Source organism: Paucibacter soli, assembly GCF_037482845.1.
In the GTDB taxonomy this organism is placed as follows: Bacteria; Pseudomonadota; Gammaproteobacteria; order Burkholderiales; family Burkholderiaceae_C; genus Paucibacter_B; species Paucibacter_B soli.
Map to the genome: position 1 here is coordinate 519,384 of NZ_JBBHJW010000001.1, position 15,929 is coordinate 535,312.

Sequence of the window (15,929 nt, forward strand, 5' to 3'; positions counted from 1 at the left end):
CCATCGGTTACGCCCGATTACAGAAGATCAGGATTTCCCGGCCAGCACATCGGCCACCGCCAGCGCCGTCATATTGACGATGCGGCGCACCGTGGCCGAGGGCGTGAGGATATGCACCGGCGCCGCCGCGCCCAAGAGCACCGGGCCCACCGTGACGCCATGACCGCTGGTGATCTTCAGCACATTGAAGAGGATGTTGGCGGCATCCAGCGTGGGCAGCACCAGCAGATTGGCCGAGCCCTTGAGCGTGCTGTCGGGCAGAAAGGCCTGGCGCACGCTCTCCGAGAGCGCGGCGTCGCCATGCATCTCGCCATCGCTTTCGATCTCGGGATGGGCGGCCGCGAACAGCTCGTGGGCGCGCCGCATCTTGATGGCCGAGGGGCGCTTGCTGGAGCCGAACATCGAGTGCGAGACAAAGGCCAGCTTGGGTGGCAGGCCAAAGCGTTGCACCTCCTCGGCCGCCATCGCGGCGATCTCGGCAAGCTGCTCGGCGCTCGGATCATCGTTGACAAAGGTGTCGGTGATGAAGAGCGTGTGCTGCTCCAACATCAGCGCATTCATGGTGGCGAAGCTCTGCGCCCCGGGCTTGAGGCCGATCAGCTCGGCCACATGCTCCAGGTGCGAGTCGAAGCGCCCCACCATGCCGCAGATCATCGCGTCGGCATCGCCCAGCTTGATCGCCAGCGCGCCTATGGTGGTGGCCGAGCGGCGCACCGCTGCCTTGGCCATCTCGGGCGTGAAGCCGCGCCGGCCCATCGCCTTGTGATAGGTCTCCCAGTACTGGCGGAAGCGCGCGTCGTTGTCGGGGTCGATGAGCTGCACATCCTCGCCCAGCCTGAGGCGCAGGCCGGCGCGCTGGATGCGCATCGCGATCACCTCGGGGCGGCCGATCAGGGTGGGCTTGGCCAGGCCCTCGTCCAGCACCACCTGCACCGCGCGCAGCACGCGCTCGTCCTCGCCCTCGGCGTAGATCACGCGTGCCGCCGAACCCTTGGCAAATGATGCCTTGGCGGCATTGAACACCGGGCGCATGAACATGCCGGTCTGGTAGACGAAGCGCTCCAGCGACTGGCGATAGGCTGCCAGATCCTTGATGGGGCGCTCGGCCACGCCGGATTCCTCGGCGGCCCTGGCCACCGCCGGCGCGATGCGCAGGATCAGGCGCGCATCGAAGGGCTTGGGGATCAGGTAGTCGGGGCCGAAGCTGAGTTCCTGACCCACATAGGCGGCGGCCACCTCGTCGCTGGTCTCGGCCTTGGCCAGCGCCGCGATCTCGCGCACACAGGCCAGCTTCATGGCCTCGGTGATCTTGGTGGCGCCGCAGTCAAGCGCGCCACGGAAGATGTAGGGGAAGCACAGGACGTTGTTGACCTGGTTGGGATAGTCCGAGCGGCCGGTGGCGATGATGCAATCGGGCCGCACCTGCTTGGCCAGCTCGGGACGGATCTCGGGCTCGGGATTGGCCAGCGCCAGGATGATGGGGCGATCGGCCATGCTCTTGACCATGGCCTGCGTCAGCACACCGGCGGCCGAGCAACCCAGGAAGACATCGGCACCGTCCACCACATCGCCCAGCGTGCGCGCGCCCGTGACCTGGCAATAACGCTGCTTGGACTCGTCCAGCTTGCCGGCCTTGGCGTCCTCGCGCTCGCTCTGGATCACGCCCTTGGAGTCGCACACGAACACATTGGCGCGCTGCACGCCCAGGCCCACCATCACGTCCAGGCAGGCGATCGCCGCCGCGCCCGCGCCCGACACCGCCACCTTGACCTGGGCAATGTCCTTGCCCACCAGCTCCAGGCCATTCAAGAGCGCGGCGCTGGAGATGATGGCGGTGCCATGCTGGTCGTCGTGGAAGACCGGGATGTTCATACGCTCGCGCAGCTTCTTCTCGATGTAGAAGCATTCGGGCGCCTTGATGTCCTCGAGGTTGATGCCGCCCAGCGTGGGCTCCATCGCGGCGATCATGTCGACCAGCTTGTCGGGGTCGCGCTCGGCCAGCTCGATGTCGAACACATCGATGCCGGCGAATTTTTTGAACAGGCAGCCCTTGCCCTCCATCACCGGCTTGCCGGCCAGCGGGCCAATATCGCCCAGGCCCAGCACCGCCGTGCCATTGGTGATCACGCCCACCAGGTTGGCGCGCGAGGTGTACTCGGCCGCCAGCGAGGGATCTTCCTCGATCGCCAGGCAGGCATAGGCCACGCCGGGCGAGTAGGCCAGCGAGAGGTCGCGCTGATTGGAGAGCGCCTTGGTCGGCGTGACGGCGATCTTGCCGCGCGTGGGGCTGCGGTGGTAGTCGAGCGCAGCATCACGCAGCGCACTTTCGGCCGGCGACAAGGGCTTGTTGCTCATCCAGGTCTCCTGATTCTGATTCTTGGGCTGGCGAGCTTACTCCCGCGCTGGCTGCCTGGCGATGCCGTCTGTTTTGCTCGCCATGCAAAGATGGCAGGCAGCTTTCGCATCAGGGCAACAGGTCTTTGATCTGCAACTGAACCTGGGCCGCGCCCGGCTTGAGCGGCGCCGACAGCGCCTGCATATCCCCCGGCTGCGGCATCGCATTGCCGCTCTTGCTGATGCGCGCACCCACCACCACCTGCTCGGCGCCGGAGAGCTTGAGCGCCGGGTTCATCGCCATCGAGTCGTCCAGCGTGAGCGTGAGCGGCAGTTCCTTGACCTGGCGGCGCTGGATGGCCAGCGGCGCCTTGGATCCTTGCGCGGCGCGCGCGAACACGAACAAGGTGTCGTCGGGCGCGGCCTTGGCGGCGAGCTCGGGCGCCAGGCTCACGCGCACCTGCAGGCTGGCGCCAGCCGTCGACAGGCCGGCACGCTGGCGTGCTTCGGCCAGCGCGCCCTGCAGCTGCTGTGCCAGCTCGCTGCCAGGCTCCATGCCTTGAAGAGCACGTTCCCAATGCCGCGCCGCGCTGGCCGCATCGCCGCGGTCGAAGGCCAGGGTGCCGGCCAGCGACAGGGCCTTGGCATTGCCAGGATCCAGCTCCAACGCGCGCTTGATCAGCGTCTCGGGCTCGCCATCGAGCTTGCTGCCATTCGCCATCGCCAGCGCGTCGGCGTAGTCGGCGTACACCTGGGCATCGTCCGGGCGCAGCTTGACGACGCGCTGATAGGCCGTCACTGCCTTGTCGAACTGACCCAACACCGCATAGGAGCGGCTCAGCATGGTCCAGCCCTCGGCGTCGTCGGGCCGGCTCTTGAGGCGTTCGGCCAGGCGCTCGGCCATGGCCTCGAACTGCTTGGCCTCGGAACCATGGCCACCAGCCTGCTCGGGCGCCCGGCCAGGCACATGGGCCAGGCCCGCCGGATTGCCCAGCCATGCGTAACCTGCGGCGGTAAACAGCAGGGCAAACAGGGTCAGGGCCAGCAGCAGGCGGGCTGAGGGTCGGGCGGCCGGCGTCGGCGCTGCGCTACTCATGGTGTACTTTCATCATCGGGCGTGTCGGGATCAAAGGCCTCGGGCGCCATGGCCTGGCGGCGCCGCAGCACCCGCCACAGCGTGCCCAGGGCCAGCAGCAACAGCAGGCCCGGTCCCACCCACAACAGCAGGGTGCTGGCCTTGAAGGGTGGGCGATAGAGCACGAAGTCGCCGTAGCGCTCGGTCATGTAGTCGAGGATCTGACGCTCGCTCATGCCCTTGGCCAGCATCTCGCGGATCTGCCGGCGCAGATCCTCGGCCAGGCCGGCATGCGAATCGGCGATGGTCTGGTTCTGACACACCAGGCAGCGCAGCTCGGCGGCCAGCACCATCATGCGCGCCTCGATCTCGGCATTGGCGGCCACCGGCGGGGCTTCGCTGGCCTGGGCGCGGCCCAGCGCCAAGCAAAGCAGCGCCGCCAGCAAGACATGCAGGATTCGTTCACGCATTGGCATCGAGCTTCCTCAGCAGCGGTTCGATCTTGTCGCGCAGCACCTCGGGCGTGACCGGTCCGATGTGCTTGTAGCGGATCATGCCGGCGCGGTCGATCACAAAGGTCTCGGGCACACCGTAGACACCGTAGTCGATGCCGATGCGGCCCTGGGGGTCGAACAGCGTGTCGGTATAGGGGTTGCCGAAACGACCCAGCCAGGCGAGGCCGTCCTCACGCTTGTCCTTGTAGTTGAGGCCGTAGATGGGCGCCACGCCGCGGCGCGAGAAGTCCACCAGCAAGGCATGCTCGTCGCGACAGGCCGCGCACCAGGAAGCCCAGACATTCAGCACCCAGACCTTGCCCAGCAGATCCTCGCGCTTGATGCTCGCCTCGGGCCGCGCCAGCGTGCTGGCCTGGAAGGCGGGTGCGGGCTTGTCGATCAGGGGCGACGGCACCTCGCGCGGATTGAGGCGCAGGCCCAGCGCCAGGAACAGGGCCAGCAGCAAAAAGGCGCCCAGGGGCAGCAGGAAGCGGTTCATTGCCTGCCCTCCCCGGCCATGGCCACGGGCAACGCCGCGCTGCGCGTCTGCCGGCTGCGATAGCGCCGGTCGCTGGTGGCCAGCAGGCCACCGCCCATCATCACCAGGCAGCCCAGCCAGATCCAGTTGATGAAGGGCTTGTGCTGCACGCGCACGATCCAGTCGCCGTTGTCGAGGCGCTCGCCCATCGAGATGTAGAGGTCACGCAGCAGATTGCTGTCCACCGCCGCCTCGGTCATGGGGTTGCTCTGCACCTTGTAGATGCGCTTCTCGGGGCGCAGGGTGGCGAGCAAGCGGCCGTCGCGGCTGACCTCGATGAGCGCCTGCGCCGCCACATAGTTGGGGCCCTGCACATCGCTCACCGACACCATGCGGAAGCGGTAGCCCGCCACCTCTGTGCTGGCGTCGGCGCTCATCTTCACGTCGCGCTCGGTCTCGTAGGTCTTGACCATGGCCACGCCGAAGGCAAACAGTGCCACGCCCAGGTGCGCGATCCACATGCCGAGCATGGCGCGCGGCAGCAGGCGCAGGCGCCCGATCACGCTCCCACCCATGCCACTCTTGGGGCGAAGTCGCTCAATCAGGTCCACGCCTATCGATGCCACGATCCAGTAGGCCAGCGCCAAGGCGCCAGTGGTGGCCGGCGCGATGCGCCCGGCCAGCCAGCCACTGAGCACGGCGGCAGCGATGGCAATCAACAAGGCCCAGCGCAGGCGGCGCGCAAGACCTGACACCTGGTCCTGCTTCCAGCGCATCAGCGGGCCTATGCCCAGCAGCATCAGCAGGGGCGCCATGATGAGGGTGAACACGGTGTCGAAGTAAGGCGGCCCCACCGAGATCTTGCCCATGCCCATGGCATCAAGGAAGAGCGGATAGAGCGTGCCCAGCAGCACCGCGCCGCAGGCCACCGCCAGCAGCATATTGTTGACCAGCAGCGAGGTCTCCCTGGACAGCAGGCCGAAGCGCTGGCCCAGGCCGACGCTGGGCGCGCGCCAGGAGAACAGCAATAGCGAGGCGCCGATCACCAGCACCAGGAAGATCAAGATGAAGAGGCCGCGGCGCGGGTCGGTGGCAAAGGCGTGCACCGAGGACAGTACGCCCGAGCGCACCAGAAAGGTTCCCAGCAGCGAGAGCGAGAAGGCCATGATGGCCAGCAGCACGGTCCAGACCTTGAAGCTGCCGCGCTTTTCGGTGACGGCGAGCGAATGGATCAGCGCCGTGCCCACCAGCCAGGGCATGAAGGAGGCGTTCTCGACCGGGTCCCAGAACCACCAGCCGCCCCAGCCCAGCTCGTTGTAGGCCCACCAGCTGCCCAGGCCGATGCCGAAGGTCAGGAAGATCCAGGCCGCGGTGGTCCAGGGCCGCGTCCAGCGCGCCCAGGTGGCGTCGAGGTTGCCGCCGATCAGCGCCGCGATGGCAAAGGCATAGGCCACCGAGAAACCGACATAACCCATGTAAAGCATGGGCGGATGCGCCACCATGCCGGGGTCCTGCAGCAGCGGATTCAGGTCGCGCCCGTCGGCCGCGGCGGGCAACAGGCGCTCGAAGGGATTCGAGGTCACCAGCATGAAGAGCAGAAAGCCCGCCGCCACCAGGCCCAGCACCGCCAGGATGCGCGCCACGAAGACACTGGGCAGGCTGCGGCTGAAGCGCGCCACCGCCACCGTCCAGAGGTTCAGCATCAGCACCCACAGCAGCAGCGAGCCCTCATGGCCACCCCATACCGCGGCGATGCGATAGGGCAGCGGCAGCAGCGAGTTGGAGTTGGAGGCGACGTAGAGCACCGAGAAGTCGTGGCGCACAAAGGCCGAGGTCAGGCAGGCGAAGGCGGCCAGCACCAGCAGGCACTGCACGGCGGCGGCGGGGCGCGCCAGCGCCATCCAGTCAGCGCGGCCGCGCTGCGCCCCGGCCAGCGGCAGCACGCCCTGGATCAGGGCCACGGCCAGGGCCAGCAGGAGCAGCACTTGTCCGAGTTCGGGGATCATTTGTGGGCTCCCTCAGCTGTCGCGGGGCTGAGCGTGCCCTGCATCTTGGCGCGCATCTTGTCGGCACGCTGCAAGGCGTCGGCGGCTTCCGGCGGCATGTAGTTCTCGTCATGCTTGGCCAGCACCTCGCGCGCGGCAAAGCGGCCGTCGGCGCCCAACTGGCCCTGGGCCACCACGCCTTTGCCCTCCTTGAACAGATCGGGCAGCACGCCCTCGTAGCTCACCGGCACATTCTTCACCGTGTCGGTGACGACGAAACGCACCGTCACGCCCTCGCGCACCACGCTGCCGGGCTGCACCAGGCCGCCGACGCGGAAGGTGCGACCCACTGGCGCCTCCTTGGCCTCGATCTGGGTGGGCGTGTAGAAGAACACCAGATTGCTGTTGAAGGCGTTCAGCACCAGGGCGGCGGCCAGGCCGACGATGGACAGCACGCCCAGGATCAGGGCGGCGCGTTTGTGGCGGGGCTTCATCGTTCGTTCTCCGGATCTGCAATCTGCTTGGCGGCCACGAAGGCCCGACGCTGGCGGCGCCGCACCGCGGCGGCCTCGAACACCATCACGACCAAGGTCAGCCCATAGGAACCCCACACATAGAGGCCGTAGCCGCCCATGTGCAGGAAATTGTCGAGCGACTGCCAGTTCATGCCAGCTCCCGCGCATGTGTCAGGGCGCGCACCCATTCGGTCTCGCCCTCCTGCTCCAGCACGATGGCGCGCGCCCGCGTGAACACCACCGCGAAGCTGTAGGCCCAGAAGCTCAGCGTCATCAGCAGCATGGCTGTCAGCATGGTGCTCACCATCTTGGGTGCGGCCGTCATGCTGATGGTGGAACCCTGGTGCAGGGTATTCCACCAGCGCACCGAGAAATAGATGATGGGAATGTTGACCGCGCCGACCAGGGCCAGCAGCGCGCCCGCATTGGCGGCGCGGCGCGGATCGTCGATCGCCTCGGTGAGGGCGATATAGCCCAGGTACATCAGCAAGAGGATGAACTCCGAGGTCAGGCGCGCGTCCCACACCCACCAGGTGCCCCAGGTCGGCTTGCCCCACAGCGCGCCGGTCCATAGCGCAATGAGGGTGAAGAGCGCGCCGGTGGGCGCCAGCGCACGCGCATACATCGAGGCCATGCGGGCATTGAGCATCCAGCCCCAGGCGGCCCAGAAGGCCATCACCAGGTAGATCAACATGGACATCCAGGCGGCGGGCACATGGATGAAGATGATGCGGTAGGCCTCGCCTTGCTGGAAATCGGTGGGCGCCATCGCAAAGCCGACATACAGACCGGCCAGGCCAAACAACAGGGCCGAGGCCCAGAACCAGGGCAGCAAGCTGCCGGCCAGGCCGTAGAAGCGCGACGGGGCGGCAAAGGTGTTGAAGCGCAGATGCATGGTGAGGGTCACGCCCCTAGTCGAGAGAGATGCGCAGCGCGGCGGCCGCGGCCAGCGGTGCGCCCAGCAGGGTCAGCAGCAAGAGCGCGCCCTGCAGCGACAACTGCGCTTGCGGCGACAGGCCGGCGTCCACCGCGCCCACCGCACCGGTGCCGAAAATCAGCGTCGGCACGGTCAGCGGCAGCACCAGCAGAAACACCAGCGAGGCGCCGCTGCGCAGACCCAGCGTGAGCGCAGCGCCGACCGCGCCCAGCAGGCTCAGCACCGGCGTGCCCAGCAAGAGGCTCAGCGCCAGCGTGGCGATTGCCGGCGCCTGCATGTCGAACAACACGCCGATCAGCGGCGCGGCCAGCACCAGGGGCAGGCCAGAGCTGAGCCAATGCGCCAGCACCTTGCCCAGCACCAGCCACTCCAGGCCTTCGGCGGCCAGCAGCATCTGCTCGAGCGAACCGTCGTGATGGTCGCTGGCGAACATCTGCGTCACCGACAACATCGCCGCCAACAGCGCACAGACCCAGGCAACACCTGGCCCTATCAGTTTCAGGGTGTTGGGCTCCGGCCCGATCGCGATCGGGAACAGCCCCGCCGCGACCACGAAGAAGCCCAGCGGCAGCAAGGCCTCGACGCGCCGGCGCCTTGCCAGCAGCAGATCGCGTTTGGTGACGGCCCACAGCAGCCCCGTCATGCCCGCGACCGCATGTCACGCCAGGGTTCAAGATCGAACTCGCTGGCCCCGGGCAGATCCACGCTCTGGTGGCTGGTCAACAGCACCGTGCCTCCGCGTGCGGCATGCGCCTCGATCAGGCACGACAGTGCCGCCATGCTGTCGCTGTCCAGCGAGTCATAGGGTTCATCCAGTATCCAGGCACGCGGCGTTTGGTCGTCCAGCGCAAGGCGTGCCAGCGCGCCACGGCGGCGCTGGCCCTGCGACAGCGTGCGCACCGCCTGTTCCTGGCGTGAGGCCAGGCCCAGCAGGCCCAGGGCCTGGCGCGCGCGCGCATCGGCATCGTCCAGACCCTGCAACCGGGCCAGAAAGGCGAGCGCCTCGGCCAGCGTCAGATCATCCTTCAGCGCGTTGCTGTGGCCGATGTAGATCAGCTGCTGGCCGGCACCGTCGCGCCATTGCAACTCGCCCTCGCTGGCGGCCGACAGACCGGCCAGGATGCGCATCAGGCTGGTCTTGCCGCTGCCATTGGTGCCACGCAGCCAGGTGATGCTGCCACCCCGCAGCTGCATGTCCAGGCCGCGGAACAGGGTACGGCGGCCGCGCCGGCAGGTCAGGCCGCGCGCCGTCAGCACGGGCGATGATGAGTTCGACGCTGATACTGGCGCATGCATGGGCCCTATCGTAAAGGCGGCGCCCGTTCCGCTCTTGACATATCGCAAGACGGCAAGGGACGGCCCCGCTCAGCGCCACTTGCTGCTGTAAGTGATCGCGATCAGCGTCGCGCGCTGATTGGGCTGCTGCCACACCGTGCTGCCATCCGAGTAGGCAAAGGGCCGGCCCTGGTAGCCCCAGGCCCAGTCGCTCAGCCGCGAACGCTCGTGCACCAGGTCCAGCCGCAGCGCCGACTTGGCGTCGATCTCGTAGCGGCCGAACAGGCGCAGCGAGGTCTGGCGGTACACCACATCGGGCAGGCCGCCGGTGGCCGCCAACAGCGCCACGCTGTCGCTGCCGGCCTGGGCATCGAGTGCCTGGGTGTAGACGTTGACGTCATCAACATAGCCGAGGCTGCCGCCCACGCTGAATTTGGCCGACAGCTTGCCGCTGAAGCCGGCGCCCACGCCGATGTTCTTGTTGCGGAACGAGAGCAGGTAACCGGCCGGCCGCGCCTGGTGCAGGGTCTGGATGCCCTGCGAGAGATAGGCGTTGAGGTGCCAGTTGTCGGAGAGCGCGTAGTCGGCATCCAGCGCCACCATGTCCATCTCGGTGCGCTGCAGGCCGTAGCTGCTGGGCGAGGTGTAGCGGTCGCGCCCGCCCTCGGCGCTAAGCTGCAGGGTCAGCGCCTCGCTGGGCTGCAACTCGGCGCGCAGCTTGAGTTTGTCGCGCTGGCGATCGGCCAGTGTCGGCATGAAGATCGCCGTGGCGAAGCCGTGGGCCGGGTTGGCCGGGTCGCTGACCTCGCTGACGCCCAGACCGCTGTTGTCCTTCAGCCAGTTGCTGCCGTCCCGCTGGCTACGCTCGAAGCCCAGGCTGCCGCTGAAGAACTCGGACACGCTGTGGCGCAACTCGGCCTTGTAAACCGTCTCGTCGGTGCGCTGGCGCAGCGCGCTGACACCCGAGATTGCGCTGCTGGCGGTAAACACGCCACGGTCTATGGCCTCGAACTGCCCCACCAGGGTGCCACGCAGATTGCTCGTGAAGCGGTAGCTCAGCTGCAGCTTGCCGCGCGACTTGCTGCTGGGCAGGCTGCGGTTGGTATAGAAAGACTTGTCCTCCGCGTTGTAGAGCTGGATCGGCGTCTTGTCGTCTCTATCCTCGTAGCGCCATTCCGCCTGCAGCGCCAGCTTAGGTGTGGGCCGCAGACTCAAGCCCAGCTGAGCCTGCGTGCTGTCGAGCCGGCCGCCCATGTCGGCCACGCCGGCCGGCGCGCCGCTGAAGCCCGAGGCGGCGAAGTCCTGGTGCTGCAGCGCCTGGCCCATGCCCAGCTTGAAGTTCAGCTGCGCGATTGGCGCGAGCGTGTAGACACCGGTAATGTCCAGCTGGTGCGCCTGGTTGTCGGGCGCCAGCGCGATCGGCTGGCTCAGCGCCGCGAGCAGGCCTGGGCTCGCCGGCAGCAGGCTGCCGACCGGGTTGTTGAGGCTGCCAGGGATTTGCGGCGTCAGCGCGTCATAGCGGTTGTTGAAGAAGGAGCCGTAATAACCCACGCTGACACTGAGGCGCTCGCCCGCATAGCTCAGCCGGGCCTCGACCTGGCTGTGATTCGCATGGATGGGCTCAGGCAACATCAGCAGCGCCGAGCCGGTACTGATGCCGGTAGCCCCGCGGCAGCTCGGCAGCAGCAGGCTGGGGCAGTTCATGCCGACGCCGAACAGGCGCGTACCGACCTTGTCCTCGGTCTTCAGGTCCAGTTCCAGCGACAGCGCCGGGCCGAGTGCCTTCCACAGGCCGATGCCGAAACCGCTGCGCTGCTGCTTCAGGTGCAGCTCGTTGCCACCGCCGGCAGCGCCTGCCACCACCTGCGGGCTGGTCGAACCGGCCCCGGTGAGCAGCGTGTTGACGCTGTAGGGATCGTGGCGCACGGTCTCGCCGTACTGGGCGCGCAGCTTCCAGTCGCCCTGCTTCATCCAACCCAGCGCCAGCTCGCGCGTTTCGCCCAGCAGGTCGCTGCCACGCAACCACATCGCAGTGCCGGCCTCGTCGTCGCGGCGCTGATAGTCCAGGCTCAATAGTCCCACCGGCCGATCGCCCAGACGCAGACCGCTGTACTGGCCGAAGCGCGCGTTGTCGGCGCGCCCGCTGCCCAGCATGCCCAGCCCGAAATGGATGGTGGACTCGACCTCGCTGCCTTCGGCCCGCACGCCGCCCAGCGCGGTGAGCAGCGCCAGGGTCAGTGCGGCATGCCTTGCGTGCGTCATGATGGATTCCCCAAAGTCTCAGCGCAGCATCAGGTGCGGCGTTGGATTGTTGGCCGACGGGTTGTTGGACCCATGCACCTGGGTATGGCAGTTCATGCAGCTGCGCCCCTGCCAGAGGTTCACCACATTCTTGCCACTGCTGGTGCCGGTGATGAGCGCCGGCTGGCCGGGCTGCAGCGGCGTGAAGACGCCGGCCTGGCCACCCACCGCGCCCACGCCGCCGGCCACATGAGGCGTATGGCATTGCTGGCACAGCATCGGCGGGCGCGACTTCAGCATCGCCTGCACGCTGCTGCCATGCGGGTTGTGGCAGTTCGCGCAATCCTCGCTGACCGGTTCGTGCTGGTGCACGAAGGGACCGCGTTTCTCGGCATGGCAGCTGTAGCAGGTGGCGTTGGTGCTGTCGCGCCTGGCCAGCTTGGGCCCCATCGAGCCATGCACATTGTGGCAATCCGAGCAGCTCATCTTGCCCTCAGGCACCGGATGGTGCGAGGGCTTGCCGAGCTGGGCTCGCTGCTCCTTGTGGCAGGCGTAGCAGAGCTCGGACTGGCTGGCCTTGGCGAGTGCGCGGTCGTTGTTGGTGTGGATCTTGTGGCAGCTGCTGCAGGCCACATCGGCACTGTGGTGCTGGCTGCCGTTCCAGAGCGCGCGCCTGGCGTCCTTCGCATGGCAGGTCTGGCACACCGCACTGCTTTCATGGGCGGGCATGGCCAGCGCCTTGGTGAACATTCGGTCGGGCTTGGGCTGCGTCTTGGCATCCTTGGGCTTGTGCGCATGCGCCTCGCTGGGGCCGTGGCAGCTGATGCAATCGGGCACGCGCGCGTCCTTGCTCGCGGCATGGGCCGAGCGGCTCATGTCGGGCAAGTCGTCGCTGTCATGGCAGGTGACGCAGAAGGCGGCGCCGGTGGGCTCCGTCGCGGCCATCGCCATACCGGTAACACCCAGCAAGCTCACCGCGAGGGCTGCCATCCAAGCTGTGATACGCATTCGAACTCCCTGCGGGTCATGCAAACCGAGACCGACGGGCGGTACCTGCCGCCCCGTCGGTCGGGCACATCGCTACTTCTGACCGTGGACCGCGTCCACCCCCTTGAAGCCGCCACTGGCGTGGCAGTCGTCGCAGGTTTCGCGCGGCAGCGCCGCGATCTGACCCTGAGTCTTGTCACCGAAGGCCGAGCCCCCGAAGGACGTCACATGGGCGATCGCCTTGCTGGAGTCGTGGCAGGCCGTGCAGCTGGAGGCCTTGGGCGAGATCACGCGCCAGTTGTTGGCGTTGCTGTCCACGCTCAGAGGCATGGCGCTGCCGATCAGCGGCTTGGCCACCACGGCACCCAAGGTACCCAGATCCTGCTTCCAGGACTTGTTCTCATGGCAGGTGTCGCAGTTCAGGCCGACCTGCGGATAGGCCACCTCGGCAGCGTAGTTTTCGGTCCCAGCCAGGAAGGTAGAACCACTGGCCACCAGGGTCGAACTCGCGAAGGGCTGCTGACTCGTGCCCACCGGTGCCGCCGCCAAGGCACCGCTGACAAAGCCGCTGCCTTGCAGGATGCCGTCCTTGCCCCACACGCCCAGCACGGTATTGCCGTGGGTGAAGGGGTAGGTACGCCGCGAACTGCCATGGATGCCGTGGATCATGCGCTTGAACTGGTAGCTCTCGCTCAGCGCCAGGCCGTTGGTCATGATGGTCGACGACATGCGGTTGGCATCGTGGCACATCACGCAGGCTTCCACCGTATTGCGCGCTCCGCTGTGGAAGGCCTCGGACAGGGTGTTGGAGCCCGAAGTCGTGCCGAGCGCACCATGGCACACATTGCATTTGTCGTTGGACACCACGGTACGGCGCGGTTGCAAGGTACCGCTCAGCGCGAGCTCCTTGTAAGTGTGCTTGGCGATGGTGTTGATCAGCACCTTGGGCGCCACTTCCGGCCTGGGGTCGGTGGACCACTTGGCCTGCAGCTTGGGCTCCTTGATCTGACCGATGCTGATCACACGGGCGGTACCGACGGCCATGGCCGTGGCGGTATCGTCCGGCAGCGGAATATTGACGGTGTAGTGGTTGGAACCGTCGTTCGTCCCCTTGTAGGCATAGGCATTGGCCGTGCTGCCGCCGTTGTTGTAGCTAGAGAACTCGGTCTGCCCGGTCGCCTGCCCGACCATGTTCTGATAGGCCAGGTAGAAACGCAGGTTGCCGAACTTGGTAGTGTTGGCACAGTTCAGGCTCGCGCCGCTGCCGGTGCAATCGGAGGTCACCAGGTTGTAGGCAGCATTGCCATTGGTGGGATCGGACAGGAAGTACTTGACGGTGACGCTGCGACCCTTGTGGTCCGCGGTGTCATTGAAGGCCACGCTCTCGATATTCATCTTGTACTTGGCAGCGTTCTCTTCGTTCTGGTTCCAGTGCACGCGGTCCGAACCGATATTGGTGCCGGCCTTGTGGCACTCGACACATTGCGCGTTGCTCAGGTCCTTGGCCGCCGCACCCGCCTTCACCAGCGTGCCGGCATAGGTCTTGTGGCTGATTTCCCAATCGGAACCCGTGCCATTGGCGTGGCAGCTCAGGCATGCTTCCTTGCTGGGCTTGCTCTTCCAGTTGTCGCCCTGTGGCGTGGCCGGATTGGCGCCCGAGTGGCACACCGTGCAGTTGCGCAGGTCTTGCGGGAAGCCCACCTCGGCGTAGTCATGCTTGGCGTTCTGGTAGCCCCAGATGGTGAAGTCCTCGCCGCCCTTGCCGGCGTCCAGCTTGGACTTGAGCAGCTTGCCGGCGTGGATCTTGTGCGCCATGGTCGCCAGATTGAGGTTGTTGCCGCTGTTGGCATCGACCGTTCCGGGGTTGTGGCACATCACGCAGAACTGCGTGTCGACCCGACCACCGCCGTGCAGCGCGAGCCTTTCATGGCAGCCGTTGCAACTGGCCACATCGGTCATCTTGCGTGTCTTGCTCGGGTCGGTGACCGGCACGGATTTGCCGTTCGCATCGATCGTGAAATCGAAGTAGGGATTCACGCGCACCGTCTCGCCGGCCGCGTTCTGATAACTCAGCTGAATCGCGACGCGATGGGTGCGATCGGGCTCGAACACCACGCCGTTGGTTTGGGCGGGATCCTTGACGTCAGTCCTGAACGTGTAGGTGTAATAGCCATCGTCGTTATAGACCATTTGCGCCGCCAGGAGCGCTGCATCCGTCTGCTTCGGATCGGTCGTCGCCTGCTTGGCCGTTGCAAGCACAGGCTTGCCGTTAGGCCCGACGTTGGTGGCTGCCGTTTCCGTGCGATACACGTAGTTGACCCACTGGTCCGGGTTGCCATTGCTGCCAGGCACGAGCTTGGCGATCGCAAAGCTCACATTGCCAATCAACAGCCCCGTCTTCACCTTGCCGTCGGAGAAGACGGTGAAGTTCACTTTTGCTGGGCTGCTGATCGTTACCGCGCTCACGCCGGCGGCCTGCAAAACGGCGAAGGGCGCCAGCGAATTGCTCGCCGTGTCGTTGGCTGCCAAGGCGCCGGCCGTCGCGATCTGTTCCTTCACCGTCGGCGCCGGGGGCGGCGTCGGCGCGGGGGGCACCGGGGCGGGTTCCGAGCTTCCACCTCCGCCGCAAGCCACCAAGGCTGCGACACACAGGCCCAACAGGACCCAGCGACTTTGAGAGAGCTTCATACTTCCTCCGCCTTGCTCGAGAAGAACGAATGGACAAAAGACTCCATGGCTGCGTCTCAACACACCAAACAACTTGCGGCGCAGAACAAGCTTGCTTTTACGCGCCGACCGCGAGGCGAACTTGCGTTGAATCAACTGTGGGTGGATGACTGAACCGAGGTCGACTGGACGTGCCGCAGCGGCAACATTGCCACGCCATCCGGACGATGTCGTTCAATCAGTCCCTCGCATCCGGATCGGCGTCTTCGTCATATTCCTTGGGCAATTGATGCGCGACGCCCTTGTGGCAGTCGATGCAGGTTTTGCCCTTCTGCTTGGCTGCCATGTGGCGTTTGAAGTTGCTCTGCTTCTGCGCCTCATCGCCCATCGCGTCGAAGTCGTGGCAGTTGCGGCACTCGCGCGAATCCGAGGCCTTCATGCTCGCCCATTGATGCTGCGCCATCTGCATGCGGCGGCTCTCGAACTTCTCCGGCGTATTGGCGTGCCCCATCAGCGTGTGATAGACGTCAGAACTCGCGTTGATCTTGGCAAGCACCTTGTGGCCCCAGTCCTTGGGTACATGGCAGTCCGAACAGCTCGCCCGCACACCGGATCGATTCTTGTAATGCACCGTTTCCTTGTATTCCGCATACACGGTGTCGCGCATTTCGTGGCAACTGATGCAGAAGTCCAGGCGGTTGGTGGCGTCCATCGCGGTGTGGAAACCGCCCCAGAACAAGATGCCGCTCGCAAAACCGATGAGCAGCAGGCTCAGCAGCGAGTACCTGGCGCTGGGGTTTCGCAGGGCGCCCCAGATACGCGCGAACATGCCGGACTTGGTGTCGCTCATTGTTCTTCTCCGGATGCGTGGAGCCGAGCCGCCCGAGCTGATGGCAATGGCGACTGCGAAGGCAAGGGCCGCGCAGATGCACGGCCAGGCA

Annotated in this window: 14 protein-coding genes; all 14 read right to left on the minus strand. The window is 66.3% G+C overall.

The genetic code is table 11. The features are described from left to right. Window positions 1-27 precede the first annotated feature (27 nt). Window positions 28-2,355: an NADP-dependent malic enzyme gene (locus WG898_RS02365; protein WP_339601179.1), complete on the minus strand. Its 2,328-nt coding sequence runs from the start codon at window positions 2,353-2,355 to the stop codon at window positions 28-30. 109 nt (window positions 2,356-2,464) lie between these two features. Next, entirely contained in the window at window positions 2,465-3,430 is a 966-nt protein-coding gene (locus WG898_RS02370; protein ID WP_339601180.1) for a tetratricopeptide repeat protein, read from the minus strand. After that, on the minus strand, window positions 3,427-3,879 hold the full coding sequence (locus tag WG898_RS02375) for a cytochrome c-type biogenesis protein (RefSeq protein WP_339601181.1): 453 nt from the start codon (window positions 3,877-3,879) through the stop codon (window positions 3,427-3,429). The genes WG898_RS02370 and WG898_RS02375 overlap by 4 nt, the downstream gene beginning before the upstream one ends. Continuing rightward, window positions 3,872-4,402: a DsbE family thiol:disulfide interchange protein gene (locus tag WG898_RS02380; protein WP_339601182.1), complete on the minus strand. Its 531-nt coding sequence runs from the start codon at window positions 4,400-4,402 to the stop codon at window positions 3,872-3,874. Before WG898_RS02380 ends, WG898_RS02375 begins: the two co-directional genes overlap by 8 nt. Further along, window positions 4,399-6,387, minus strand: a complete 1,989-nt coding sequence (locus tag WG898_RS02385) for a heme lyase CcmF/NrfE family subunit (protein ID WP_339601183.1) — start codon at window positions 6,385-6,387, stop codon at window positions 4,399-4,401. The genes WG898_RS02380 and WG898_RS02385 overlap by 4 nt, the downstream gene beginning before the upstream one ends. Further along, on the minus strand, window positions 6,384-6,860 hold the full coding sequence (gene ccmE / locus WG898_RS02390; RefSeq protein ID WP_339601184.1) for a cytochrome c maturation protein CcmE: 477 nt from the start codon (window positions 6,858-6,860) through the stop codon (window positions 6,384-6,386). Before ccmE ends, WG898_RS02385 begins: the two co-directional genes overlap by 4 nt. Continuing rightward, window positions 6,857-7,033, minus strand: coding sequence for a heme exporter protein CcmD (gene ccmD, locus WG898_RS02395; protein WP_339601185.1), 177 nt, complete (start codon window positions 7,031-7,033; stop codon window positions 6,857-6,859). Before ccmD ends, ccmE begins: the two co-directional genes overlap by 4 nt. Beyond that, window positions 7,030-7,776: a heme ABC transporter permease CcmC gene (gene ccmC, locus WG898_RS02400; RefSeq protein WP_339601608.1), complete on the minus strand. Its 747-nt coding sequence runs from the start codon at window positions 7,774-7,776 to the stop codon at window positions 7,030-7,032. The genes ccmD and ccmC overlap by 4 nt, the downstream gene beginning before the upstream one ends. A gap of 16 nt (window positions 7,777-7,792) precedes the next feature. Continuing rightward, window positions 7,793-8,461: a heme exporter protein CcmB gene (ccmB, locus tag WG898_RS02405; protein ID WP_339601186.1), complete on the minus strand. Its 669-nt coding sequence runs from the start codon at window positions 8,459-8,461 to the stop codon at window positions 7,793-7,795. Beyond that, complete coding sequence (gene ccmA / locus WG898_RS02410) at window positions 8,458-9,114, minus strand: heme ABC exporter ATP-binding protein CcmA (RefSeq protein ID WP_339601187.1); 657 nt, start codon at window positions 9,112-9,114, stop codon at window positions 8,458-8,460. The genes ccmB and ccmA overlap by 4 nt, the downstream gene beginning before the upstream one ends. A gap of 69 nt (window positions 9,115-9,183) precedes the next feature. Then, a complete protein-coding gene (locus WG898_RS02415; protein ID WP_339601188.1) occupies window positions 9,184-11,355 on the minus strand; it encodes an MtrB/PioB family decaheme-associated outer membrane protein in 2,172 nt (723 codons plus the stop codon). A gap of 18 nt (window positions 11,356-11,373) precedes the next feature. Further along, window positions 11,374-12,342 (minus strand): DmsE family decaheme c-type cytochrome, encoded by a 969-nt coding sequence (locus tag WG898_RS02420; RefSeq protein WP_339601189.1) that lies wholly within the window; start codon window positions 12,340-12,342, stop codon window positions 11,374-11,376. Window positions 12,343-12,414: 72 nt separating this feature from the next. Further along, a complete protein-coding gene (locus tag WG898_RS02425; RefSeq protein WP_339601190.1) occupies window positions 12,415-14,880 on the minus strand; it encodes an OmcA/MtrC family decaheme c-type cytochrome in 2,466 nt (821 codons plus the stop codon). A 346-nt stretch (window positions 14,881-15,226) separates the two neighbouring features. Beyond that, the gene (locus tag WG898_RS02430; protein WP_339601191.1) at window positions 15,227-15,838 is read right to left on the minus strand and encodes a NapC/NirT family cytochrome c; all 612 of its coding nucleotides are present in this window, start codon (window positions 15,836-15,838) and stop codon (window positions 15,227-15,229) included. Window positions 15,839-15,929: the final 91 nt, after the last annotated feature.

Bases quoted from the DNA above. Each gene is read 5' to 3' on its own strand.
- WG898_RS02420 (WP_339601189.1), bottom strand. From the start codon at position 12,342: ATGCGTATCACAGCTTGGATGGCAGCCCTCGCGGTGAGCTTGCTGGGT.
- WG898_RS02365 (WP_339601179.1), bottom strand. From the start codon at position 2,355: ATGAGCAACAAGCCCTTGTCGCCGGCCGAAAGTGCGCTGCGTGATGCT.
- ccmE (WP_339601184.1), bottom strand. From the start codon at position 6,860: ATGAAGCCCCGCCACAAACGCGCCGCCCTGATCCTGGGCGTGCTGTCC.
- WG898_RS02415 (WP_339601188.1), bottom strand. From the start codon at position 11,355: ATGACGCACGCAAGGCATGCCGCACTGACCCTGGCGCTGCTCACCGCG.
- WG898_RS02375 (WP_339601181.1), bottom strand. From the start codon at position 3,879: ATGCGTGAACGAATCCTGCATGTCTTGCTGGCGGCGCTGCTTTGCTTG.
- ccmD (WP_339601185.1), bottom strand. From the start codon at position 7,033: ATGAACTGGCAGTCGCTCGACAATTTCCTGCACATGGGCGGCTACGGC.
- ccmB (WP_339601186.1), bottom strand. From the start codon at position 8,461: ATGACGGGGCTGCTGTGGGCCGTCACCAAACGCGATCTGCTGCTGGCA.
- ccmA (WP_339601187.1), bottom strand. From the start codon at position 9,114: ATGCATGCGCCAGTATCAGCGTCGAACTCATCATCGCCCGTGCTGACG.
- ccmC (WP_339601608.1), bottom strand. From the start codon at position 7,776: ATGCATCTGCGCTTCAACACCTTTGCCGCCCCGTCGCGCTTCTACGGC.
- WG898_RS02430 (WP_339601191.1), bottom strand. From the start codon at position 15,838: ATGAGCGACACCAAGTCCGGCATGTTCGCGCGTATCTGGGGCGCCCTG.
- WG898_RS02370 (WP_339601180.1), bottom strand. From the start codon at position 3,430: ATGAGTAGCGCAGCGCCGACGCCGGCCGCCCGACCCTCAGCCCGCCTG.
- WG898_RS02385 (WP_339601183.1), bottom strand. From the start codon at position 6,387: ATGATCCCCGAACTCGGACAAGTGCTGCTCCTGCTGGCCCTGGCCGTG.
- WG898_RS02380 (WP_339601182.1), bottom strand. From the start codon at position 4,402: ATGAACCGCTTCCTGCTGCCCCTGGGCGCCTTTTTGCTGCTGGCCCTG.